25 protein-coding genes and 3 tRNA genes are annotated in these 24,105 nt (G+C 26.7%); 22 read left to right on the top strand and 6 right to left on the bottom strand.

Features of this window, described 5'->3' with window-relative positions:
• The first annotated feature begins 86 nt into the window (after positions 1-86).
• The 6 genes from ssb (at position 87) to ACTT9U_RS04785 (ending at position 5,463) form a co-directional block, all read left to right on the top strand.
• A complete protein-coding gene (gene ssb, locus ACTT9U_RS04810) occupies positions 87-545 on the top strand; it encodes a single-stranded DNA-binding protein (RefSeq protein ID WP_440932047.1) in 459 nt (152 codons plus the stop codon).
• 7 nt (positions 546-552) lie between these two features.
• Positions 553-3,132 (top strand): DNA gyrase subunit A, encoded by a 2,580-nt coding sequence (gene gyrA / locus ACTT9U_RS04805; RefSeq protein ID WP_440932046.1) that lies wholly within the window; start codon positions 553-555, stop codon positions 3,130-3,132.
• On the top strand, positions 3,132-3,623 hold the full coding sequence (coaD, locus tag ACTT9U_RS04800; protein WP_440932045.1) for a pantetheine-phosphate adenylyltransferase: 492 nt from the start codon (positions 3,132-3,134) through the stop codon (positions 3,621-3,623). The genes gyrA and coaD overlap by 1 nt, the downstream gene beginning before the upstream one ends.
• The gene (locus tag ACTT9U_RS04795) at positions 3,620-4,180 is read left to right on the top strand and encodes a peptidylprolyl isomerase (protein WP_440932044.1); all 561 of its coding nucleotides are present in this window, start codon (positions 3,620-3,622) and stop codon (positions 4,178-4,180) included. Before coaD ends, ACTT9U_RS04795 begins: the two co-directional genes overlap by 4 nt.
• A gap of 14 nt (positions 4,181-4,194) precedes the next feature.
• Positions 4,195-5,307, top strand: a complete 1,113-nt coding sequence (tgt, locus tag ACTT9U_RS04790) for a tRNA guanosine(34) transglycosylase Tgt (protein WP_440932043.1) — start codon at positions 4,195-4,197, stop codon at positions 5,305-5,307.
• An 80-nt stretch (positions 5,308-5,387) separates the two neighbouring features.
• Positions 5,388-5,463 (top strand) — tRNA-Lys (locus tag ACTT9U_RS04785).
• Positions 5,464-5,467: 4 nt separating this feature from the next.
• On the opposite strand, the gene ACTT9U_RS04780 is transcribed toward ACTT9U_RS04785, so the two are convergent.
• The gene (locus ACTT9U_RS04780) at positions 5,468-6,292 is read right to left on the bottom strand and encodes a M48 family metallopeptidase (RefSeq protein ID WP_440932042.1); all 825 of its coding nucleotides are present in this window, start codon (positions 6,290-6,292) and stop codon (positions 5,468-5,470) included.
• Between the two features lie 112 nt (positions 6,293-6,404).
• On the opposite strand from ACTT9U_RS04780, the gene ACTT9U_RS04775 reads away from it, so the two are divergent.
• The gene (locus ACTT9U_RS04775; RefSeq protein ID WP_440932041.1) at positions 6,405-7,016 is read left to right on the top strand and encodes a DUF502 domain-containing protein; all 612 of its coding nucleotides are present in this window, start codon (positions 6,405-6,407) and stop codon (positions 7,014-7,016) included.
• On the opposite strand, the gene recG is transcribed toward ACTT9U_RS04775, so the two are convergent.
• Complete coding sequence (gene recG, locus ACTT9U_RS04770) at positions 7,013-9,061, bottom strand: ATP-dependent DNA helicase RecG (RefSeq protein WP_440932040.1); 2,049 nt, start codon at positions 9,059-9,061, stop codon at positions 7,013-7,015. The genes ACTT9U_RS04775 and recG overlap by 4 nt on opposite strands.
• A gap of 24 nt (positions 9,062-9,085) precedes the next feature.
• On the opposite strand from recG, the gene ACTT9U_RS04765 reads away from it, so the two are divergent.
• Positions 9,086-9,349: a succinate dehydrogenase assembly factor 2 gene (locus tag ACTT9U_RS04765; protein WP_440932039.1), complete on the top strand. Its 264-nt coding sequence runs from the start codon at positions 9,086-9,088 to the stop codon at positions 9,347-9,349.
• A 1-nt stretch (position 9,350) separates the two neighbouring features.
• Here ACTT9U_RS04765 and ACTT9U_RS04760 read toward each other — a convergent pair.
• Positions 9,351-9,440, bottom strand: a tRNA-Ser gene (locus tag ACTT9U_RS04760).
• 84 nt (positions 9,441-9,524) lie between these two features.
• On the opposite strand from ACTT9U_RS04760, the gene rarD reads away from it, so the two are divergent.
• From rarD to ACTT9U_RS04715, 9 genes are read left to right on the top strand one after another with little or no spacing between them, the layout of a single operon-like run.
• Positions 9,525-10,403 carry an EamA family transporter RarD gene (gene rarD / locus ACTT9U_RS04755; RefSeq protein ID WP_440932038.1) on the top strand — a complete coding sequence of 293 codons (879 nt, stop codon included), beginning with the start codon at positions 9,525-9,527 and terminating at the stop codon, positions 10,401-10,403.
• A complete protein-coding gene (locus ACTT9U_RS04750) occupies positions 10,390-11,391 on the top strand; it encodes a lytic murein transglycosylase (RefSeq protein ID WP_440932037.1) in 1,002 nt (333 codons plus the stop codon). The genes rarD and ACTT9U_RS04750 overlap by 14 nt, the downstream gene beginning before the upstream one ends.
• Entirely contained in the window at positions 11,381-12,142 is a 762-nt protein-coding gene (locus tag ACTT9U_RS04745; protein WP_440932036.1) for a hypothetical protein, read from the top strand. The genes ACTT9U_RS04750 and ACTT9U_RS04745 overlap by 11 nt, the downstream gene beginning before the upstream one ends.
• Positions 12,135-13,286: a D-alanyl-D-alanine carboxypeptidase family protein gene (locus tag ACTT9U_RS04740; protein WP_440932035.1), complete on the top strand. Its 1,152-nt coding sequence runs from the start codon at positions 12,135-12,137 to the stop codon at positions 13,284-13,286. Before ACTT9U_RS04745 ends, ACTT9U_RS04740 begins: the two co-directional genes overlap by 8 nt.
• A complete protein-coding gene (tmk, locus tag ACTT9U_RS04735; RefSeq protein ID WP_440932034.1) occupies positions 13,279-13,893 on the top strand; it encodes a dTMP kinase in 615 nt (204 codons plus the stop codon). The genes ACTT9U_RS04740 and tmk overlap by 8 nt, the downstream gene beginning before the upstream one ends.
• On the top strand, positions 13,890-14,807 hold the full coding sequence (locus ACTT9U_RS04730; RefSeq protein WP_440932033.1) for an AAA family ATPase: 918 nt from the start codon (positions 13,890-13,892) through the stop codon (positions 14,805-14,807). Before tmk ends, ACTT9U_RS04730 begins: the two co-directional genes overlap by 4 nt.
• Positions 14,807-16,348 (top strand): methionine--tRNA ligase, encoded by a 1,542-nt coding sequence (metG, locus tag ACTT9U_RS04725; protein WP_440932032.1) that lies wholly within the window; start codon positions 14,807-14,809, stop codon positions 16,346-16,348. Before ACTT9U_RS04730 ends, metG begins: the two co-directional genes overlap by 1 nt.
• On the top strand, positions 16,341-17,105 hold the full coding sequence (locus tag ACTT9U_RS04720; RefSeq protein ID WP_440932031.1) for a TatD family hydrolase: 765 nt from the start codon (positions 16,341-16,343) through the stop codon (positions 17,103-17,105). Before metG ends, ACTT9U_RS04720 begins: the two co-directional genes overlap by 8 nt.
• Entirely contained in the window at positions 17,102-17,872 is a 771-nt protein-coding gene (locus tag ACTT9U_RS04715; protein ID WP_440932030.1) for an MBL fold metallo-hydrolase, read from the top strand. The genes ACTT9U_RS04720 and ACTT9U_RS04715 overlap by 4 nt, the downstream gene beginning before the upstream one ends.
• On the opposite strand, the gene ACTT9U_RS04710 is transcribed toward ACTT9U_RS04715, so the two are convergent.
• The 3 genes from ACTT9U_RS04710 to ACTT9U_RS04700 are packed head-to-tail and all read right to left on the bottom strand — an operon-like array spanning position 17,867 to position 20,016.
• Positions 17,867-18,418 carry a glutathione peroxidase gene (locus ACTT9U_RS04710; RefSeq protein WP_440932029.1) on the bottom strand — a complete coding sequence of 184 codons (552 nt, stop codon included), beginning with the start codon at positions 18,416-18,418 and terminating at the stop codon, positions 17,867-17,869. The two genes, ACTT9U_RS04715 and ACTT9U_RS04710, sit on opposite strands and share 6 nt — an antisense overlap.
• Positions 18,415-19,590: a Na+/H+ antiporter NhaA gene (nhaA, locus tag ACTT9U_RS04705; RefSeq protein ID WP_440932028.1), complete on the bottom strand. Its 1,176-nt coding sequence runs from the start codon at positions 19,588-19,590 to the stop codon at positions 18,415-18,417. Before nhaA ends, ACTT9U_RS04710 begins: the two co-directional genes overlap by 4 nt.
• Positions 19,591-19,593: 3 nt before the next feature.
• On the bottom strand, positions 19,594-20,016 hold the full coding sequence (locus ACTT9U_RS04700; protein ID WP_440932027.1) for a zinc-ribbon domain-containing protein: 423 nt from the start codon (positions 20,014-20,016) through the stop codon (positions 19,594-19,596).
• Between the two features lie 92 nt (positions 20,017-20,108).
• Here ACTT9U_RS04700 and ACTT9U_RS04695 point away from each other — a divergent pair.
• From ACTT9U_RS04695 to ACTT9U_RS04675, 5 genes are all read left to right on the top strand, one after another.
• Positions 20,109-20,185 (top strand) — tRNA-Pro (locus tag ACTT9U_RS04695).
• Between the two features lie 8 nt (positions 20,186-20,193).
• Positions 20,194-20,475, top strand: coding sequence for an ETC complex I subunit (locus ACTT9U_RS04690; RefSeq protein ID WP_440932026.1), 282 nt, complete (start codon positions 20,194-20,196; stop codon positions 20,473-20,475).
• Between the two features lie 3 nt (positions 20,476-20,478).
• Positions 20,479-21,468 carry a putative transporter gene (locus ACTT9U_RS04685; RefSeq protein WP_440932025.1) on the top strand — a complete coding sequence of 330 codons (990 nt, stop codon included), beginning with the start codon at positions 20,479-20,481 and terminating at the stop codon, positions 21,466-21,468.
• Positions 21,468-22,412 carry a class II fructose-bisphosphatase gene (gene glpX, locus ACTT9U_RS04680; RefSeq protein ID WP_440932024.1) on the top strand — a complete coding sequence of 315 codons (945 nt, stop codon included), beginning with the start codon at positions 21,468-21,470 and terminating at the stop codon, positions 22,410-22,412. The genes ACTT9U_RS04685 and glpX overlap by 1 nt, the downstream gene beginning before the upstream one ends.
• Entirely contained in the window at positions 22,409-24,091 is a 1,683-nt protein-coding gene (locus ACTT9U_RS04675; protein WP_440932023.1) for a single-stranded-DNA-specific exonuclease RecJ, read from the top strand. The genes glpX and ACTT9U_RS04675 overlap by 4 nt, the downstream gene beginning before the upstream one ends.
• The last annotated feature ends 14 nt before the right edge of the window (positions 24,092-24,105 follow it).

Below are 24,105 nucleotides of genomic sequence, written 5' to 3'. Positions count from 1 at the left end.
TTTTGTTGCTTTGTCTAATAAAATTATTATTCAGAGTAAAGTGTGATATAAATCTATTTAATTTAATTAACAAATATTAAAATATTATGGCAGGAAGTTTAAATAAAGTATTATTAATTGGTCGTTTAGGCGCAGACCCAGAAATCAAACAAATGGTTAATGGTAAAAGTGTTGCTAGATTAAGTTTGGCAACAAGTCAAAGTTGGAAAGACAAAAATACAGGTGAAAAAAAAGAAAAAACAGAATGGCACCGTGTAGTTGTATTTAATGAAGGTTTAGTAAATGTAGTTCAACAATATTTGAAAAAGGGTGCTCAAATTTATGTAGAAGGACAACTAACAACTCGAAAATGGAAAGATGAACAGTCTGGACAAGATAAATATTCTACTGAAATTGTAATTCAAGGTTATAATTCTTCACTCACAATGTTAGGTGGTGGAAGTGGGTCTGGCGGTATTCAAAATGACTCAATGTCTCAAGTTTCAAATGATATGTCTGACAATTCACAAGTATCAAATGAAATGGATGATGATATTCCATTTTAATTAAGTAATGCAAAAAACAGAATTACCAAAAGACAATAATATAAAACTGATCTCTATGCATGATGAGATGAGCTCATCATATTTATCTTATGCAATGAGTGTAATTGTTTCTAGAGCTCTTCCCGATATTAGAGATGGATTAAAGCCGGTTCATAGAAGAATTCTGTATGCAATGTATAAAGGTGGGTATGATTGGTCTAAGCAATTTAGAAAATCTGCAAGAATAGTCGGGGATGTTATAGGTAAATACCACCCTCATGGTGATCAATCTGTTTATGATGCTTTAGTAAGAATGGTTCAAGATTTTTCTATGAGTTTACCTTTAGTTGAAGGTCAGGGTAATTTTGGATCAATTGATGGAGATCCAGCAGCTGCTATGAGATATACAGAAACAAGACTCTCAAAAGTTGCTCAATTTTTGCTTGATGACATAGAAAAAAATACAATCTCATTTAAAAGTAATTATGATGAAACTGAAAAAGAACCAACAGTTTTACCTTCTCAATATCCAAACTTATTAGTTAATGGTGCAGGTGGTATTGCAGTTGGTATGGCCACAAGTATTCCACCACATAATCTTGGTGAAATAATAGATGGAACTTTAGCTTTAATTGAAAATAAAGATATTACAGTAAAACAATTAATGAAACATATCCCTGGACCAGATTTTCCTACAGGTGGAGTGATTATAGGCAAAGACATAATCAAGCAAGGTTACAGCAAGGGAAGAGGATCCTTTAAAGTAAGAGGTCAAATCTCAATTGAACAAATGAAAAATGGAAGAGAAAGACTTGTAATTACATCTATTCCATATCAAGTAAATAAATCAGTTTTAAATGAGAGAATAGCTCAATTGGTAAGAGAAAAAAAAATTGAAGGTATCAAAGATATAAGAGATGAGTCTAGTAGAGAAGGTATAAGAGTTGCTATAGATTTAAGAAATGGTGTTGAACCTGAAACTGTAAAAAGACAATTATATAAAAATACTCAAATAGAAAGCTCATTCGGTTTTAATACATTGGCTATTGTGGAAGGTAAACCGCAAACCTGTAACCTCAAAGATTTCCTAACTAATTTTTTATCATTTAGAGAAGATGTTGTAATAAAGAAAACAAAATTTGATCTTCAAAAAGCGGAAGAGAGAGCGCATATACTTATCGGTCTCTCTGTATCAGTTGAAAACTTAGATAAAATTATAAAAATTATTAGATCTTCAAAAACACCGGATGATGCCAAAAAAGCTATATTAAATACAAAATGGAAAATTAACAAATCTCAAAAACTTATTTCTTTAGTTGAAAGTAAAAAATCTAAAGGATTATACAGTTTATCTGAGCCACAAGTTGTTGCTATATTGGAATTAAGATTACAAAAACTTACCGCTTTAGGTATTAATGAAATTGAAGTTGAAATTAAAAAGCTTGCAGAGCTAATTGCTAAATATAAAAAAATTATCTCATCAAAAAAAGAATTATTAAGAGTTATAAGTGAAGAACTAAAAAATATAAAAGAAAAGTTCTCAGTTAAAAGAAGAACAAATATTATTGATGCTGTATTAAATTACGATATAGAAGAAACAATTCAAAAAGAAGCAGTAATCATAACTGTAACATTGCAAGGCTATATTAAAAGAGGTTCTTTAAACAATGTGAAACAACAGAAAAGAGGGGGGAAAGGAAAGACTGGAATAACAACTAGACAAGAAGATTCCGTAGTTCAAACTTTATCCGTAAATACTCACACATCTGTTTTATTTTTTTCTACTGAAGGCTTGGTTTATAAAGTGAAAGCTTGGAAAATTCCTGAAGGCTCATCTGTATCAAAAGGCAAATCATTATTTAATATTTTACCGTTAAAAAACCATCAATCTATAAGTTCAATCATGCCTTACCCTGAGGATGATGCAGACTCCAAAGATTTAATGATAATTTTTGCTACATCCCAAGGTAAAGTAAGAAAAAATAGTCTTGAAGACTTTTCTTCAATTAATGCAGCAGGTAAGATTGCTATGAAACTTGACCCTAATGATAAAATTGTAGGTGTTAAAATATGTCGAGATGATCAAGATGCTATTTTAAGTACTAAACTTGGTAAATGCATCAGATTTGAGACAAAAAAACTAAGAGTATTTAAAGGTAGATCATCTAAAGGAATAAAAGGTATTGAACTTGGAAAAGATGATCAAATTGTTTCATTATCAATAATTCAAAACGATAAATTAAGTAAAAATGGAAAAAAATCATCTACAGAAAAATCTGAAATTATAGCAAAAGAAAAATTTATATTATCAATAACTGAAAATGGATATGGTAAGAAAACCTCTCACAATGATTACCGAGTGACTAATAGAGGTGGAAAAGGAATTATAGGTATTATAAATTCAGCTAGAAATGGAAATGTATCATCATCATTTCCAGTTTTTGAAGGTGATGATATTATTATTTCTACTAACAAAGGTAGAGTTATTAGAGTTGCAGTAAAAGAAATAAGAACAGCTGGAAGAAATACACAAGGTGTTAGGATTATTAAATTATCTGGTGATGAAAAAGTTGTTTCAGCAACTAAAATAGATGATAACCTAGTTTAATGTCAAAAACCGCTATTTATCCTGGAACTTTTGATCCAATTACCTTTGGTCATATTGATGTTATAAAAAAAGGTTTAAAGCTTTTTGACAAGATTGTAGTCGGTGTATCAGATGTACAAAACAAATCTTACTTATTCAATTCCGAAGAAAGAATTAATATTGTAAAAAACGCATTATTCAAAGACCTTAAACTAAATAAAAATAAAATTATTGTTGTTTCATTTACATCATTAACTACCGATTTATGCAAAAGATATAAGTCGAACATAATACTAAGAGGATTAAGAGCCGTTTCAGATTTTGAATATGAATTCCAATTAGCAGGTATGAATAGAAAACTAGATTCAAACATTGAAACCTTGTTTTTAATGTCTGACGTAGAAAACCAAATTATTTCATCTAGATTTGTAAAAGAAATTGTAAAATTAAATGGTAATATTGGAAAATTTACTACCAAAAGTACAATAAAATCTTTAAAAGAAAAATTATGAAAAAATTTTTAATTAATTTATTTATTTTATTTTTTTTAACAATCAACCAATCAATAGCTGAGGAGAATATAATGATTTTAAAATTAAAAGATGGAGATGTAAAAATTGAACTATTTCCAGATGTTGCCCCCAATCATGTAAAAAGAATTAAAGAATTAGCAGATAGTGGTAAATATGATGGCGTAGTATTTCATAGGGTCATAGATGGCTTTATGGCACAAACTGGCGATGTTCAATTTGGCAATTCTTCAAATGATAATTATGATTTAAGAAGAGCAGGTATGGGTGGTTCTGATTTGCCTGATTTAAATCAAGAGTTCAATAATTTACCTCACGATCGAGGAACTTTATCAATGGCAAGATCGCAAGATCCAAATAGTGCAAATAGTCAATTTTTTATTTGTTTTAAACCAGCACCTTTTTTAGATAATCAGTATACTGTTTTTGGGAAAGTTATAGAAGGTATGGAACATGTAGATAGTATCAAAAGAGGTGATAGTAACAACAATGGTGCTGTTGACAATCCAGATAAAATTATAAGTTTTAAATCTTTATAAGAAAAATTTCTTAGATGGCATTAAAGAACTTTGCCTTCAAATTATTAAATAAAGATAAATACGCAAGACAAGGTGTAATCGAAACTCACAGAGGCAATATTAGAACACCTGCATTTATGCCTGTTGGAACACAAGCGACAGTTAAAGCTTGCTTTATAGACGATATAAAAAAAACTGGTTCAGATATAATTTTATCAAACACTTATCATTTAATGATCAGACCTGGAGTTGAACGTATTCAATCAGCAGGAGGGTTACATGAATTCATGAATTGTGATTTACCTATATTGACTGACTCTGGAGGTTTTCAAGTTATGTCTTTGTCTAAACTAAATAAAATAGATAGAGAAAAAGGAGCAATTTTTAATTCTCATGTAGATGGAAAAAAATATTATTTGAGTCCTGAAGAAAGTATCAGAATACAACTAGGTCTTAACTCAGATATTGTAATGATTATGGATGAATGTCCAAAAAAAACAACAGATTACAACATTATTAAAAAATCTATGGAGTTATCATTGCATTGGGCAGAGAGATCAAAAAATGCATTTGGTAAAAATCCACATAAAGCTTTATTTGGTATTGTGCAAGGAGGTTTGTTCAATGATCTAAGATTAAAATCTTTGAAAGAATTAGAAAAGATAGATTTTGATGGTTATGCGATGGGTGGATTAGCTGTGGGGGAAACTCAAAAAGAAATGTTTGATGTATTAGATGGTGTCAAAGATTATCTTCCCGAAAATAAACCCCATTATTTGATGGGTGTAGGAACTCCTTCAGATATTTTAGGTGCAGTAAAAAGAGGTATTGATATGTTTGATTGTGTGTTACCATCAAGATCAGGTAGAACTGGTTTGGCATTTACTTGGAATGGTAGAGTAAATATTAAGAACAATAAGTATCAATCAGACAACTCGCCGTTAGATGAAAATTGTAAAAATTTTGATTTAAATAAGTACAGTAAAAATTACCTAAATCATTTATTTAATACTAATGAAATCTTAGCTTCAATGCTTCTAACACTTCATAATATTAATTTTTATCAAGAATTAATGAAAGCAATAAGAGAAAATATCGAAAATGGTACTTTTGATGAATTTCATGATAAATACATTGATAAGTTGTAATTATTTAAAAAATTTGTCTAAATTGACATTTGATATATAGAAATAAATCTGTATATAAACTTCAATCGTTTTTGATTTGTGGGCCGTTAGCTCAGTTGGTAGAGCAATTCCCTTTTAAGGAATGGGTCGCTGGTTCGAGCCCAGCACGGCTCACCACTTATTATAATGCAATAGGTGGGTAATCAATAATTATTTCATTAACCCATTCATCAATATTTTTTATTCTAGTATCAGATGATGGATGCGTGCTCATAAATTCTGGGGTTTCTTTACCTTTATTATATTCTTTCATTCTCTCCCAAATTTTTCTAGTTTCTCTAATGTCATAACCAGATAAGGATGAAAAAATCATTCCTAAGTAATCAGCTTCACTTTCTTGTTTTCTGTTAAAAGGATTCATAATTCCTAATTGAGATAATAGCCCAACTGTATCCATTCCTGTTGTTCTATTAATATCTGAAAGAATACCACCACTAAATATATCAATTACTCTGGTTCCAGTATTTAAAAGCATTCCTCTGCTAGCTCTTTCTACAGAGTGTTTTGCAACAGCATGAGCTATCTCGTGACCCATTACAGCTGCAAGGCCGTCATTGTTCTTGGTAACTTCTAGCATTCCAGTGTAAACAGCTATCTTTCCACCTGGCATGCACCATGCATTTCTAATTTTTTTGTTATCAATCAATATATATTCCCAGTCAAAATTCACAGTTGGATCATCTAATTTTGAAATGTAAAAATATTCACTAATCGAATTTTCCATTTTTCTTCCAATTTCTTTAATCTCATTAAGTTTAGCTGTATCATCGCTCAACTTTTCTTTTTCTTTTACTTGCTCGTATACTTGAGCTGCTTGCGCATTTAGTTTTGATTCAGGTATTAATTTTAGTTGTTTTCTTTCAGTAATTGGAGCAGTAGTACAAGAATTCAAAATGAAACTACAACAACCACAACCAGCATAAGTTAAAAATTTTCTTCTATCCATTTATAATATAATTGTTAATATGTTATTATGAATCTTAATAATAAAATTCTAGCTGTACTTTTTATAATTGCAATTAGTTTTGTTGTTTATTCAAGCTATAATTAACTATTAAATGAGTAAAAAAAGAAGATCTATCTCCCTAATACTTAGAAACTATTTTATTGCTGGTGTTGTTGTTTTAATACCTATAGGTTTTACTTTATATTTAAGTAAAATTTTAATAGGCATATCTTCAAAGATTTTACCTAAAAATATTAATCCAAATAATTATCTACCTTTTGAAATTCCAGGTATAGAAATATTAATATCAATTGTTTTTATTACCTTTGTTGGTGGTCTTTCGTTATCTTTTTTAGGTAAAAGAATATTAAAACTAATAGACGACTTATTTAAAAGAATACCTTTTTTAAGAACAGTTTATTCCGCTATAGTTCAAATGACTGAAACATTTTCAAAAAAAGATGATAATAAAAAAAGTGTTGTTTTAATTGAATACCCAAGAAAAGGTGTTTGGGCTGTTGGCTTTGCAACAAAAGAAAACGATGGTGAAATGGCTAAAAAAGTAAATAAAAAACTTATTAACGTTTTTGTTCCCACAACACCAAATCCAACTAGTGGCTTTTTACTTATGTTTCCAATTGATGAAGTTATTTATTTAAACATGACTTTTGAAGAAGCCTCGAAATTTATTGTTTCTGCAGGAACATCAAATAATAAAAATTAAGCTATATCATTAATAATATCTGCTCTATCATATAGTTTTAATAATTGTTTGAATCCACTTATATCTTCATTTTCATTTTCAATTCTTTTTATTTCATTTTCAGCAATTTCGAATAAGTCACCATTGTGAATAGGGTCGGCAAGTCTAAAATTTTTTATGCCACTTTGCTTAAAACCTAATATATCTCCATAACCTCTTAATTTCATATCTTCTTCTGAAATTTCAAAGCCATCGTTAGACTTTTTTAAAATTTTAATTCTTTTTTTTGCATTCTCACTTAAGTTGGATTTAAACATTAAAATACAATTGGATTGTTTAGATCCTCTACCAACCCTTCCTCTCAATTGATGTAATTGTGAAATTCCAAATTTGTTAGCATTTTCAATTACAATTACAGTTGCATTTGGGAAATCAATACCAACTTCTATTACTGTCGTTGAAACTAATATCTTGTATTCTCTTTTAAGAAATTTATTAAGTATTATTTCTTTTTCTTCCATATCAGTTTTTCCATGAAGCAAGGCAACTTGATTTGGAAATATTTTAGATAAAAATTTAAATTTAGAAATAGCAGAGGCATGATCAATTTTTTTTGATTCTTCTATTAAAGGACAAACCCAGAATATTTGATTTTCATTTTTTATTTCTTTTTGGATAAATTTTAAAACATCGTCAATTTTACTTTCCAACTTACTATATGTAATAACTTCTTTTCTTGATTTAGGTTTCTCTCTAATGATTGAAAGATCCATATCACCATAAATAGTCATAGTTAATGTTCTTGGAATTGGTGTTGCTGACATTAATAAAACATCACAGTTATCACCACCTTTATCCGACAATCTTTTTCTTTGATTAACACCAAATTTATGTTGTTCATCAATAATTACTAATCCTAATTTTTTAAAAATAATTTTTTTTTGAAAAATTGCATGTGTTCCAAAAATTAAATCAATTTTTTTTTCTTCTAATTTTTTGATAATTTCTTTTTTAATTTTAGTTTCTGATTTACTAGACAATAAATTTATAGAAATATCATTTTCGAATAAATCTTTAGCAAGTTTATAATGTTGTCTTGCTAATATTTCTGTCGGAGCCATAAAAGCAACTTGAAAACCAGATTTAATAGAATTAAGCGCAGCTAGCAAAGAAACAATTGTTTTTCCACTACCCACATCTCCTTGTAATAATCTAAACATTTTTGTTGATGAGTTTAAATCTTTATTAATTTGTTCTAGTGATTTTTTTTGATCGTTAGTAAGATTAAAATTAAGCTTTGATATGATACGGTTTTGGTCTTTAATATCAAAAATTTTTTTTTGTTTTTTAATCTTTTTTATTTTTTTTCTTATTTCTGAATTTACTAAAAAAAAAGAAAAAATTTCATCATAGGCTAACCGTTGATAGAAATTTTCAGAGTGTTTGCCTATATTTTCTGGCCTATGTAATTCTATAATAGATTTATTCCAGGAAATATTATTAAAAATTTTACAAATATCTTTACTATGCCACTCTTTGAGATCAGGAAGATTTTCTAAAATTTGTTTTATTATTTTATTATAAACATTTTGACTTATACCTTCTGTTAATGAATATTCATTATGCTTCCCTTTTACTAATTCTTCATTTTCTGAAATATGTTTTGGGTTTGTGATTTGATATTTGTTTTTAAAATGTGATATTTTTCCACTAATAGTAACTGTTTTTCCTAATGGTAATATTTTTTTAATGTAACCTTCATAACTGTTAAAAAATACGCAGTCCAACTGACCAGTTTCATCTTTGCACAAAACTCTATTAGGTAAATTTCTAATTCTTGGAAATGAATATTTATATGGAATTACTGAAACTGTTTCTATATTTGAAATTTTTAAATCTTTAATCTTAGATGTAAAACTACGATCTGTGTAAGTTTTTGGTAATTTCCATAATAAATCAAATATATTATTTACACCTTTTTTTTTGAGTAAGTTTTCAATTCTTTTTCCTACACCCTTTAAATTAGACAAATCAGATAATAAAAATTTATGACTATTTTTATTCATAAGAATCATTAATATAATTTATCAATGAATAACAGTATTGATAATTTAAAAAAAAAAATTCTCTATAGATCTAATTATAGAGGCACTAAAGAAATGGATAACTTAATTGGTACATTTGTAAAAAGTATAATTGATGATTTAGATATCGCTGAATTATATAATTTAGAAAATTTATTGAATATAGATGATGATATTTTATTAAGGTTTTATAATAACGAAATTAATAAATTAAAAATAGACGAAAATTTTGTCACAAAAAGTTTTAGAAAGTTTAAAATGAAAAAATAGATGGCGGAGAGACTGGGATTCGAACCCAGGAAAGAGTTGCCCCTTTGCCGGTTTTCAAGACCGGTGCTTTCAACCGCTCAGCCATCTCTCCGTGAGAAGTCTTTTATAATCATAATTATTTAATTCAACAAGAAAATCATTTAAAGATTAGTCTAATAAATTATGTATTTTTTTAATGGATAAACATTTCAATAAAGGACTATTTTTAACTGGTTTAGGCTCTTTCTGGTGGGGGTTCATAGGAGTTATATATTTTGAAGCAATTTCATTTATTGGATATATAGAAGTTATTGTTCACAGATGTTTATGGACAGCAGTATCGTTAATACTAACTACTACTTTTTTATTTAAATGGAATGAATTTATTGCAACAATCAAAATTAGAAAAAACTTAATTTATTTATTTATTTCTGGTTTTTTAATTTTTACAAATTGGTCAGTTTGGATATATGCTGTAGCTACAAACAGAATTATTGATGCTAGTTTTGGTTATTTTATAATGCCAATCATTAGTGTTTTGTTTGGATATATTTTTTTTAAAGAAAAATTAAATTTCAAAAGAATTTTAGCAATTTCTTTGGTTATAATTTCTATTCTTTTTTTAATTTTTTTTAGCATTAAATCTATACCATGGGTGGGTTTATTAGTGGCTATTAGTTGGGCTCTATATAATTTATTTAGAAAAAAAATTAATGTTAAAACAGATATTGGTCTATTAATTGAAAGTTTATTTATATTACCTATTGCTTTAATTGTTTTCTATTTAATAGTTCAAAATGGGACGAATGATTTTGATATTTCCAATCCATCTTTAATGCTTTTTCTTACTTTAGCTGGTCCAATGACAGTTATTCCTTTATTCTTATATGTGAGGGGTGTTGAATTATGTGGATTAGGTCCAACAGGAATGGTTTTTTATATTACACCTACACTTCAGTTTTTATTAGGCTTTTTTTACTATAATGAAGAATTTTCAACTACAAAATTTGTGAGTTTTATTATTATCTGGATTGCTGTATTTATTTATTTGAAAGATTTATATGAAAAAAATTAGTTTAATTTTTATATCTTACTTTTTTTTGTTTTTAAATTCTTATGCAGATATAAATTTAGAATTTGAAAAATGGAAATTAGATTTCAAAAAGAAAGCTATAGAAAATAATATTTCTGAAGAAACTTTTAATTTAACTATTAAAAATACAAAATATTTACCAAATGTAATTAAATATGATCGTTACCAGCCTGAATTTTATGAAGACACAAAAACTTATATTCAAAAAAGGACATCTAATAAAAAAGTTACGTCAGGAATATTTATATATAGCAAAAATTTAGACCTAATTGATAAAGTTGAGAATGAATTTAATATAGAAAAAGAATTAATGCTTGCCCTCATGGGTATTGAAACAAATTTTGGAACTTATGTTGGTAAAATGGATATTTTATCTTCGCTTGCAACATTAAGTTTTGATAAAAGAAGATCAAAATTTTTTACTGATGAATTAATTACTTTACTAAAATTAATAGAGTCTGAAAAAGTTAACTACAAAACTCTTTTTGGCTCTTGGGCTGGAGCTTTTGGTTTTTTTCAATTTATGCCCAGCACTATTAATAATTATGCGATTGATTATAATAACGACAACAAAGTGAATTTGAAGAATAACGTAGATGCTTTTGCATCAGCTGCTAATTATTTAAAAAAAATTGGTTGGAAAAAGAATGAACCTTGTTTTAAAAAAATAGAATTAAAAGAAAATATACCTTCTAAATTTTTAAACACATCAGCAAAAAAAATAAAGAATAAAAAAAAACTCAAATCATTTAAAAAATATATAAAAGAAAATACGTATCCTTCAAATATAGATCAAAATTTAATGGTTGGTATTATAACACCCGATAAGGATATAGTTGAAAACCCAGATATTTTAAAACCAGCGTATTTAGTGTTTGATAATTATGAAGTAATTCTAAAATGGAATAGGTCATTAAGATTTAGTTTGGCTGTCTGTACTTTAAAAGATAAATTTAAGAATGAAATATAATAAGATTTTTTTTTTAATAATTTTTTTATTCATATCAAATTGTGTCAACAATGTTCAAAATAATAAAAAAGAAATAATTGTTATTAAGGACCAATATTCCAACAAAGGTTTTACATTGGTATATAATGATGATTTATTTAATTCTAAAGTTGTTTCAAAAAAAATAGACAACAGATCTTATTTAATTTTTAATAGGAATTTAAAAAGAAACTCAAATATAAAAATAACAAATCTTTTAAACGGCAAAAGTTTAATAGCAAAAGTAAAATCAAATAAGGTTGATTTCCCATCTTTTTATAATTCTGTTATTACAGAACGAATATCTCAAGATTTAGAAATATCTTTAGATGAGCCCTACATAGAAATTCAGTTAATTAATAATAATTCATCATTTGTAGCAAAAAAATCTAAAACTTTTGATGAAGAAAGAAATGTTGCAGAAAAAGCTCCTATAGATGGAATTATTATAAATGACCTTAACAAAGATAAACCTAAAGAAAAAACTACTAAGATTAAAAAAATTATCTATTCAATTAAAGTTGCGGATTTTTATTATGAGAAATCTGCGCAACAGATGATTAACAGGATAAAGAATGAAACAAAAATCAATAAATATAAAGTAATTAAACTATCAGATACAAATTTTAGAGTTATATTGGGTCCATTTAGTGATATAAAATCACTAGAAGATTCATACACTAAAGCGACAATATTAAATTTTGATAATTTAGAAATTTTAAGAAATGATTAAAAAAATTTTATTTTTACTTGGTATATTAAATTTTTTAACCTCAAATAGCTTTGCTAATTTAGAGATAAATGCTCGTACTGCTATTCTTCAAGATTTCCTATCAGGTGAAATTCTGTACGAAAAAAATCCAGATGCATCAATTTATCCAGCATCAATGACAAAAATTATGACATCAATAATTGCTTTTGATTTAATAAAATCTGGTGATTTAAGTTTAGATGATAAATTTATAGTTTCAGAAAAAGCTTGGCGATTATCTACAGCAGGTTATTCCTCAATGTTTATAATGGTTGGTGATGAAGTTAGTGTGGAAGATCTTCTGCATGGTATTATTACTGCTTCTGGAAATGATGCATGTATAGCTTTAGCAGAAGGTATTGCTGGAACTGAGGAGGAGTTTGCTATTTTGATGACTTCAAAAGCTAAAAAAATAGGAATGGATAACACCAATTTTTCAAATTCATCAGGAATAAATCATCCAGATAATTACTCTACAGTTAGAGATATTTTAAAAATGTCTCGTTACTTGATTAAAGAACATCCAGAATTTTATAAATGGTTTTCTACAAAAGAATTTACTTGGAATAGAACGGGTGGGGATCCGATTACTCAAGGCAATAGAAATCCATTACTATACAAAAATATTGGTGCTGATGGTATTAAAACTGGCTATTTAGCTGTAGAAAAATATTCCCTTGCATCTTCAATAATAAGAAATGGCAGAAGATTAATTGCTGTGGGGAGTGGTTTTAATTCAAAAAATGCAAGATCCAGAGAAAGCACTAAAATTTTAACTTATGGCTTAACTAACTTTGATTTAGTAAAAATCACGGATGCAAAAGAACCTATTTCCGAAATAGAAGTTTGGCTTGGAAAAAAAGAAACCGTTAAAGTTGCTACAAATAAAGATATTTATAAAACAATTAAAAAAGCAAGAAAAAGAAATTTAAAAGTCAGTGTAAATTATGAAGGACCTATTGAAGCTCCAATAATGAAGAATGAGGTTTTAGGAAAATTAAAAGTTGTCTATCAAGACGAAATAATTGGAGAATATGATTTATTTGCGACAGAAGATGTCAAGAAATTGAATATGTTCTCAAGATTAATGAGATCTTTGAATTATTTAATTTGGGGTGATGTCTAAAAAACCCATAATTGTTTTCGAGGGCATAGAAGGCTCAGGTAAAACATCACATATTAAACATGTAGAACAATATTTAAAAAAAAACAAAAAAGAATATATCAAAATTAGAGAACCTGGCGGCTCAAAAAACTCAGAAAGAATTAGAAAACTTATCTTAGATAACAAATCAACTTTTAGTCAAAAGACTGACTTATTACTATATTTGGCTGCCAGAAGTGAAAATGTTTCAATATTAAAAAAAAATTATAAAAAAAAGATTATACTATTAGATAGATTTGTAGACTCTACCATTGCATATCAACATTTTGGCATGGGTTTAAGTTTAAAATTGATTAATATGATTAACAATGATTTGTTAAAAAGTATTAGAATAGATTTAACTTTTTTACATCTTGTTTCTAAAAGTAATTTGATAAAAAGACTTAAAGATAGAAAAAAATTAAATAGATATGATAAATTCAATTTTAATTTTTATGACAAAGTTCAAAAGGGGTTTGTTAAAATTGCGAAAAAGAAACCTTCTAAATATTCTATAGTTAATTCAAATTTAGATATTAATTTTAATAAAGAACTAATTATAAAAAAAATTCAAAAAATAATAAAATGAATTTAGAGCCGTTGCAACAAATACAACTATTTGGACATAATAAAATTTTCGATGAATTAAAAAATTATGTTGATAATGATCAATTACCTACGAAAATTCTTTTCAATGGAAAAAAGGGTATAGGGAAATTTACATTAACTAATCATTTAGTTAATTATGTTCTATCGTTAAATGAAGATCACAAATACGATATTGAAAAATTAAAAATAAACGTAAATAATAAGTCATACAAATTAATCATTAACCAATCTTCTCCAAATTATTTTCTTATCACAATTAAAGATGGGAAAAAAAATATTGAAATAGACCAAATAAGAGAATTAATTAATTTTTGTAATAAATCATCATTTAATGATAAGCCTAGATTTGTGATTATTGACAATGTTGAAAGATTAAATTTGAATTCAAGTAATGCTTTATTAAAGATTCTCGAAGAACCAAATAAAGGTATACATTTCATATTAATAAATAATTCTAACAAAATACTTCCAACAATTAAGTCAAGATGCATATCATTTAACATTAATTTAAGTTTTGAAAACACAAAAAAAATTTTTTTAGAATTAACCAATCAAGATTTGGATGATTTATTAAGTAGAGATCTTATATGCCCATATTTTTCAGTTGGTGATTATCTAGCTATCTATCAATTTTTAAAAATTAACGACATTGATTTATCAAAAATAGAATTAAAAAACTTTTTGAAGATGATTATTGAGGAAAAAATTTATAAAAAAGATAATCTTCTAGGAAAATTGATTTACGATTTAATTGAACTCTATTATGTACGATCTAATAAATTATCTTACAATTTTCATAAATTTGAATTACATATAAATTCTGTAAATAATATGTTCAAATTTAATCTTGATACTGAAACTATTTTTCTTAAATTGCATCAACAATTAAATTGATGAATAAAAATTACTATATAACAACTCCTATATATTATCCCTCTGCTAGACCACATATGGGGCATGCTTATTCTAGTATAATTGCTGATTTTTTTGCCCGTTTCAAAAGAATTGATGGTTATAACGTTCATTTTTTGACCGGTACTGATGAACATGGGTTAAAAATTCAAAGAGCTGCAGAAAAGAAAAACATTGATCCGTTATTATTTTGCAATGAGATCAGTCAAACATTTAGAGATCTTTCGTCTAAATTAAATCTTACAAACACAGATTTTATAAGAACAACAGAGGAAAGACATAAAAAGTCAGTCCAATATTTGTGGGATGAACTTCAAAAATCAGGTGATATTTATCTATCTAAATATTCAGGTTGGTACTCTGTTTCTGATGAAGCTTACTACAATGAGGATGAAATTGAGGATGACGGTAATGGAAAAATTGCTATATCGTCCAAATCTAAAGTTGAGTGGATAGAGGAAGAATCTTTTTTTTTTCGATTATCAAAATGGGAAAATAAATTATTAGAATATTATGAGAAAAACCCAAACTTCATATCTCCAAGTTCAAGAAAAAATGAAGTTATCAGTTTTGTAAAAAGTGGTTTAAAAGACTTATCAGTTAGTAGAAAAAGTTTTTCCTGGGGCATTAAAGTTCCAAATAATGATGATCATGTCATCTATGTATGGCTTGATGCTCTCACGAATTATCTTAGTGCACTAAATTATCCAAATATAAATGATGATCTTTTTAAAAAATTTTGGCCAGCCTCAATTCATTTAATAGGAAAGGACATTCTTAGATTTCATGCAGTTTATTGGCCTGCATTTTTATTAGCCGCAAAATTACCATTACCAAAAAGAGTTTATGGTCATGGTTGGATACTTTCAGATAATGAAAAAATGTCTAAATCAAAAGGTAATATTTTAGATCCATTAGAAATAATTGAAAATTATGGCTTAGATCCATTAAGATATTATTTGATTAAAGAGGTATCTTTTGGCAATGATGGTAACATATCTCAAGACAGATTAGAGGATTGTATTAATAGTGATTTAGCAAATAATTTTGGTAACTTATGCCAACGTGTAACAGCATTTGCTTTAAAAAATTGTGAAGAGAAGATACCAAGTGATATAGAATTTAATGATGATGATAAAAAAATCCTAAATAATTACAAAAATAATATTGAAATATTAAGAAATAAAATTGATGATCAAGATGTAAATTTTTATATTAATTTTATTGTTAACTCTTTATTTGAAGCAAATAAATACTTTAATGATCAAGAACCATGGAAAAAAAAGGATAATCTAAAAAGATTAAATACTATAGTTTATACAACTCTAGAAATTGTAAGAAAAATAACCTATTTACTATATCCAATAATTCCATCTTCATCATTAAAAGCATTAGAAATTTTTAATTTGAAAGAGGATGATATTGATTTATCTTCAATCATTAATCATACTTATTTAAAACATGGTAACAAATTGAAAAAAATAGATATTCTATTTAAAAAAATTGAAAAAGAAAATGATTGATTCTCACTGTCACTTAGATCATGAACCATTATTTGATAATCTTGAAGCAGTTATTCAAAGATCAAAAGATGTGGGTATTACAAAATTACTCACCATAAGTACCTCTTTAAACAGTTTTCAAAATGTTAAAGAACTAATTCAAAAAGATGAAATGATTTATGGTAGCTTTGGTATACACCCACATGAAACAAATAATGATCAATTAACAAAAGAATCAATTATTCAAAATTCAAAACCTTTTGAAAAAATTATTGGAATAGGGGAAACTGGCTTAGATTTTTTTTATAAAAATTCAAATGAAAAAAATCAAGAAACTAGCTTTGTAAATCATATTGAAGCTGCGATAGATTTAGATTTACCTATAATAATACACTCAAGAGATGCTGAAACTAAAACTTTTGAGATTTTAAAAGATTATATAAATCAAAATCCAAAACTTTTAATGCATTGCTTTACTGGAAGTTTAGATTTTGCAAAAAAATTACTGGATCTTGGGTCTTTTTTTTCAGCAAGTGGTATCATAACATTTAAAAATGCAAAAGATTTACAGGATACATTTAAGTATATACCTATTGAAAAAACACTTATTGAAACAGACAGCCCTTTCCTGGCTCCAATTCCAAATAGAGGAAAAAAAAATGAACCTTCATTCATTAAACATACTGCTATTAAACTTAGTGAAATCAAAAATATTAGCTTCGAAAAATTAGTTTTTGAAACTACAAAAAATTTTAATAAATTATTTAATTTTTCATGAAATTTATAATATTAGGTTGTGGTAGTTCTATGGGTGTACCTAGAGCTGATGGTGATTTTGGTAATTGTGATCCAAAAAATAAAAAAAATTATAGAACAAGATGTTCTGCTTTATTAAAATCAGCTAATAAGAATATCCTAATTGATACTTCGCCTGATTTAAGACAACAATTAATCAATAATAAAATTAATAATATAGATTATGTCTTATATTCACACATGCATGCTGATCAAACACATGGTATAAATGATCTAAGAATTTTCTATATTAGAAATAAAAGGACTATCCCAGCTTTTGCTGATGCTGCTACATCAAAATATTTAAAAAAAGCTTTCAATTATTGCTTTAAATCATTTAGTAAAGAATATCCTGCAATTATTCAGCTCAATAAAACAAAAAACATTATGAAAATTAAAGATAATCAAAAAACTATAAAGATAAATTCATTTCCCGTTTCACATGGAAAGGTAAAAAGCATTTGTTATATCTTTGACCAAAAATTAGCCTATATAAGTGACGTAAGTAATATTGAAAAAAAATATTTTAGATATTTTAAAAAATTGAAATTTTTAGTTATAGACTGCCTTTGGTATAGACATCATCCATCACATTTAAATTTAGAAAAAGTTCTTGAATTAGTAAAAATTTTTAAACCAAAAAAAACAATTTTAACAAATTTACATTCTGACCTTGATTACAAAGTATTATTTAATCAATTGCCTAAAAAAGTGATCCCTGCTTATGATGGATTGACCTTAAATTTATAAAATCTTTTCTAAAGTATTTATAATTTTTGAAGATAATGGTTTTGTAAATGAACCATAAGATCCCTCAATTTTACCTTCTTTATTAATCATAATTTTATGGAAATTCCATTTTGGAACAGAAGAATTGCCGTAATTATCTTTTGCCCATTTATAAATAGGATGTGCATCATCTCCTTTCACATTTACCTTATCAGTCATAGGAAATGTTATATTAAAATTTGTTTCACAGAATTCTTTTATTTCCTGATTTGATCCAGGTTCTTGACCGCCAAATTGATTAGATGGGACACCTAGAACTAAAAAGTTCTGATCTTTATATTTTTCATATAAGTTCTGTAGATCTGTATATTGTTTTGTAAAACCACAATTACTTGCAACATTTACAAGTAATATAGTTTTACCTTTGTAATCTGATAATTTGATATTTTTGCCTGTAATAGATTTAATTTCAAAATCATAAAAAAGTTTTTCATATTTGGCATTTGATTTTGATAAGAATGTAAACATTATTAATGTTATAAATATAACTAATTTAGATAATTTCATCTTTTTTTTGATGATATTAACAATAATAAATAACCAAATACTGTTGATAGTAAGGAGCCAGTTAAAACACCAATCTTAACACCGTCTATGTACTGAAGATCATTAGCAAAAGCTAAATTACCGACAAATAAACTCATGGTAAAACCAATACCTGTTAATATTGAGACTCCGTAAATACTTAACCAATTTGAATTATTAGGCATGTCCGCAAATTTTAATTTTATCGATATATAAGAAAAAAATAAAACACCTATTTGCTTTCCAAAAAATAGACCAAGTAATATTCCTAATGGAACAGGGTTTAATAAAGTATTAAATGTTAATCCACTCAAACTTACACCTGCATTTGCAAAAGCAAATATAGGCATAATTAAAAAAGCAACATAAGGTGAAATGGCATGTTCTAATTTTACTAGCAAAGAAAAATCTTTATCTTTAACTCTATGTGGAATTGTAGATGCCAATAAAACACCTGCTATTGTTGCGTGTACTCCTGATTTATAAGTGAAGTACCACATAAATAAACCAATAATCAAATATGGTGTAAATATTTTGACTGAAAACTTATTTAATATCAATAAAATGATAAATGATAATAAGATTAAACCCAAATTCATTATACTCAAATCACCAGAATAAAAGAAAGCAATGATTAATATTGCACCTAGATCATCTATTATTGCAAGAGCTGTTAAAAAAACTTTTAAAGATATAGGCACTCTTGAACCAAGAAGCGATAATATACCCAAAGAAAAAGCTATATCTGTAGCTGATGGAATTGCCCAACCATTAATTGTTTCGGCATTACCATAGTTGATAACTACATAGAATAAAGCAGGTATTACCATGCCGCCGATTGCAGCAATAATTGGGAGTAAAGCTTGTTTTAAATTCGATAGCTCACCTTGTAAAAATTCTCTTTTTATTTCTAATGTTACAAAAAAGAAGAATATTGCCATTAAGGCATCATTTATCCAATGATGAACAGAAAGTTTAAGTCCAAATTCATTTATTCCGATAAACAAATATTTTTCTAATGAATGAAAGTATAGATCACTAAAATTACTATTACTTATAATAAGAGCTAAAATAGCAGCTATTAGCAAAATTAAACCACTTGCTGCTTCTAATTTAAAAAACCATTTAAAGGGCTTTGAAATATAATTAATCATAATTTATGAAATGAGATCTTTAATGAAAAAACTAATATCTTTCAATGTTTCAATTAAATTAAATAAAAATAGCTCTAAATTGGGAAATATACTACTTAGAGCTGATTTAAATGTGTCTAATATAATAATTACAGCTATGATTGTTATAAAAAAAACAACAAAATATGCAAAACTCTTAAAGATAATATTACCAAAATTATTTTGTTTGCTCTTTGTATTGATCTCTTCTTTTTTACTTTCTATTTGTAAACTCTCATCTTTTTTTTCAATTATTTTTTTATCTGATAATTCTAAATCTACAAATTTAGGAATTTTGTAAAACCACTTATGATCACAAGCACTACATTGCAACAATCTTCCTTTTTCAGGTATTAGACTAGAGTCTACCTCAAAATTTTTATTGCAATTTTCACAGTTTATAATCATAAGAATTATATAGCAGAAATGATTAAAATTTCCTTATTTTGATTATCTTTATTCATTGAAAAATATAATAAGTACTGTATTAGTTATTTGCTCGGAGTGTAGCGCAGCCTGGTAGCGCATCTGGTTTGGGACCAGAGGGTCGCAGGTTCGAATCCTGCCACTCCGACCATTTGTGATATGAGAAAAGCAAAAATATATATTCCCAACAAAAATCCTATGCAATCTGGATTAGGAAAAACAAATAAATGGATTTTAGAATTTGAAACTAATAACCCAACTGAAAATCCACTTATGGGCTGGGAAAGTTCTGACGATACTTTAACTGAATTAAAATTAGAATTTTCTTCTAAGGATTTAGCTATTGAATACGCAAAAAAAAATAAAATAGATGCTGAAATTCTTGAACCGAAAAAAAGAAAAACTGTTAAAAAATCATACGCAGATAATTTTTTAAAATAACTAATGTTTAGATTTTTTACACAAAGACATTGGTTTTTTTGGTCATGGTTAGGTTCATTAATTATTCTTTCATCACTATGGATCCAAGTTAAAATTGATGTAAAAATTAATGAATGGTTTGGTCAATTTTATGACATGATTCAAAAAGCACTTGGATCTCCAAATGCAATAACCATAGATGAATATTGGGCAAGTTTACTATCCTTTATTACATTAGCAGCTATGTATGTTGGTGTTGCAGTGCTTGTAAGTTTTTTTACATCACATTATTTATTCAGATGGAGAACCGCTATGGTTGAATGGTATCATAGTGTTTATGATAAAGCTCGGAAAATTGAAGGTGCATCACAGCGTGTTCAAGAAGATACGATAAAATTTTCTAGAATTATGGAGTCTCTTGGTACAAGTTTAATAGAAGCATTGATGATATTAATTGAATTTATGCCAATCTTATTTGGTTTAAGTGTTGGCATACCAATTTTTTTCTTTGGTGATTGGGATTATGGATTAATTGTTGGTGCTTTGATTTGGTCTGTAGGTGGAACTATTTTCTTAATCTTATTAGGATTAATTTTAAGGTTAGTTGGTGTTGAATATGATTTGCAAAAAAAAGAAGCTGCATATAGAAAAATTTTAGTAATAGCTGAAGATGATGGGTCAATAAGACCAAAAACAATCGAAGAACTTTTTGACGATGTAAGAAGTATTCATTTTTTAAGTTATGTCAGATATTTGTATTTTAATATTGGCAGAATTGCATATCTACAGGCAAATGTATTGTCAGCTTATGTTTTTTTAGCTCCTGCAATTGTAGCTGGTGCTGTAACATTAGGTGTGATGCAACAAATAATTAGAGCTTTCGGTAGAGTAGAGGGTTCAATGCAATATATATTAAAAGCTTGGCCTACAATTATAGAGCTTGCAAGTGTATATAAACGTTTAAGAGAATTTGAAAATAAAATTAATAATACAGAATTTATTAAACAAAGTTAATGACCATTGATAAAAAATTAATCAATCAAATTATTAAAGTTTCCTCAAAAGCTGCTTATGCCTCATCTCTTTTGGTTGGAAAAAATGATAAAATTGCGGCTGATAAAGCAGCAGTAGATGCTATGAGAACAGAATTAAACTCTCTAGACATTAATGGTAAAGTAGTAATAGGTGAGGGAGAACTTGATGAGGCACCTATGCTTTATATTGGTGAGGCTTTAGGAACTAAGAATGGACCAAATATTGATATAGCTGTCGATCCTGTAGAAGGGACAAACTTTGCTGCAAACAATTTACCAGGTGCTTTATCTGTTATTTCAATTGCTGAAAAAGGCAATCTATTTCATGCGCCGGAAACCTATATGAATAAGATAGCTGCTAAAGTTAATGATAAAAATATTGTAGATTTAGATTTTGATATAAAGACAAATCTTAATAATCTTTCTCAGTATAAAAATAAAAATTTAGAAGATTTAATAGTGTGTATTTTAGATAGACCAAGACATAAAAAAATTATCGATGAGATACACAATCTTGGAGCTAAAACAAAATTAATCACAGATGGTGATGTTGCTGGAGCTTTACTAGTAACAGACATTAAATTTAAAGTTGATTTATTTTTAGGCATAGGTGGAGGTCCAGAAGGTGTATTAGCTGCTTCTGCTTTAGATGCTTATGGTTGTTATTTTCAAGGAAGATTAATTTTTGAGAACGATAATGATAAAAAAAGAGCTACGGATATGGGAATTAAAGACCACGATAAAAAGTATTCGTTAAATGAAATAGTGTCTGGCGATTCTATTTTTTGTGCAACTGGTATAACTTCAGGTGATTTAGTTAAAGGTATTTCTATTAAAGATAAAAAATTTAAGTCACAAACTTTAATCACACATAAAAGCTCAAATACGAAAGAAATAATTTCAAAAGTATTTGATATAGAATGATTTCTATTTCTGGGAATATTTGGGAAGAAATCAAATTTAATTTAAGACAATCACAAAAAATATCACAAGATTATAACTTAAATAATCTTCTATCAGTAATAATTGCCATTAAAAAATTTAATAAAGAAGAAATTTTCTCATTACACAACAAGATAGATCTAATTAATCCCTTTTTAAAAGATGTTGATTTTATAAAATCAAAAAATTTACTTATTGATTTTATAAAATATAAAAAAAAAATATTTATTATTGGTGATTATGATGTTGATGGTTCAGTTGCAACAGGTCTTCTGATTAATTTTTTTAAAAAGATACAACATCCCTATGATTTTTATATTCCTGATAGAACCAAGGATGGTTATGGTGTATCTGAAAAATTATTTAAGAAATTAAGAAATAGACTAACTGAGTTGGTCGTAATCGTAGATTCAGGTTCAAAATCTAAAAAAGCAATAGATTATTTAAATAAAATTAATATCAAATCGGTAATTATTGATCACCATGAAGTGATAAAACCTTATCCAAAAAGCAATGTATTTATTAACCCAAAAAAAAACGGAAATACTAATCATTCTAATTTATGCGCTAGTGCTTTAGTTTATTTTTTAACTGATATTTTAAATAAACATTTTAAAATTAAAAATCACAATAAATCAGATTTATTTCTTACTGCTCTAGCTACTGTTTGTGATGTAATGCCTTTAAGGGGTTTAAACCGAAGTATTATTTTAAATGCTTTTAATGAATACAATTATAGAAATCTATATTTTGTAGATTATTTTTTAAAACAGTTAAAAAAAAATAATAAATTAGAATATGACGATTTTGGCTATTTAATTGGTCCGATTTTGAATTCAGGTGGAAGATTAAATAAGTCCGATTTGGCAACTAAGTTAATTGTATCTACTAACAGAGAAGAAATTGAAAAAATTTCTAATACTTTAATAGATCAAAATAATAAAAGGAAAGAAATAGAAAAAAAAATAATTAACAAAATTGATAATGATAAAGATCTAATTAAAATAAATGATACATTCATTATAATCAAAGACATAAGTATGAATGAAGGGCTTATAGGCATCATAGCTGCTCGGTATAAAGAAAAATACAACAAAACAACAATTGTATTTACTCAATCTAAAAATTTATTCAAAGGTTCAGCAAGATCAACAACTAATATTAATATAGGTTCAATAATAAATAATGCTGTTCTTAAAAATATTATGATCAATGGCGGTGGTCACAAAATGGCAGCAGGGTTTTTAATGAATAAAAAGAATTTTAATCTATTTATAAAGTTTCTTAAAGGATATCCTATTAATAATCAGATAAATTCGAAAAAATATATCTCAAAAATCTCATCATCAGCAATAAATATTAATTTTGTAAAAGATTTAGAGAATCTTGCTCCATTTGGAAATGATAATAAGAAACCTATTTTTTTGATTGAGAATCTTATTATTAAAAAACCTAAAATAATTAATGATTTGCATATTCATTGTTTGTTAAAGGATAAAAAAAATAAATTTTTTAATTCAATTATTTTTAATGCAAATAAGACAAAATTAGGAAATTTCATATTAAATTATAAGAAAGAAATAAAAGTCTTATGTGAATTTAAATTATATGGAACAAATAATAATAAAATTAGTACTCATATTGTTGATATTATCATCTAATTAAACTTGATAAT

Origin of the sequence: Candidatus Pelagibacter sp. (assembly GCF_052049975.1) — a bacterium.
Lineage (GTDB): Bacteria > Pseudomonadota > Alphaproteobacteria > Pelagibacterales > Pelagibacteraceae > Pelagibacter.
Note: the sequence above shows the minus strand (reverse complement) of the source record. Positions and strands in the feature narration are given on the sequence as shown.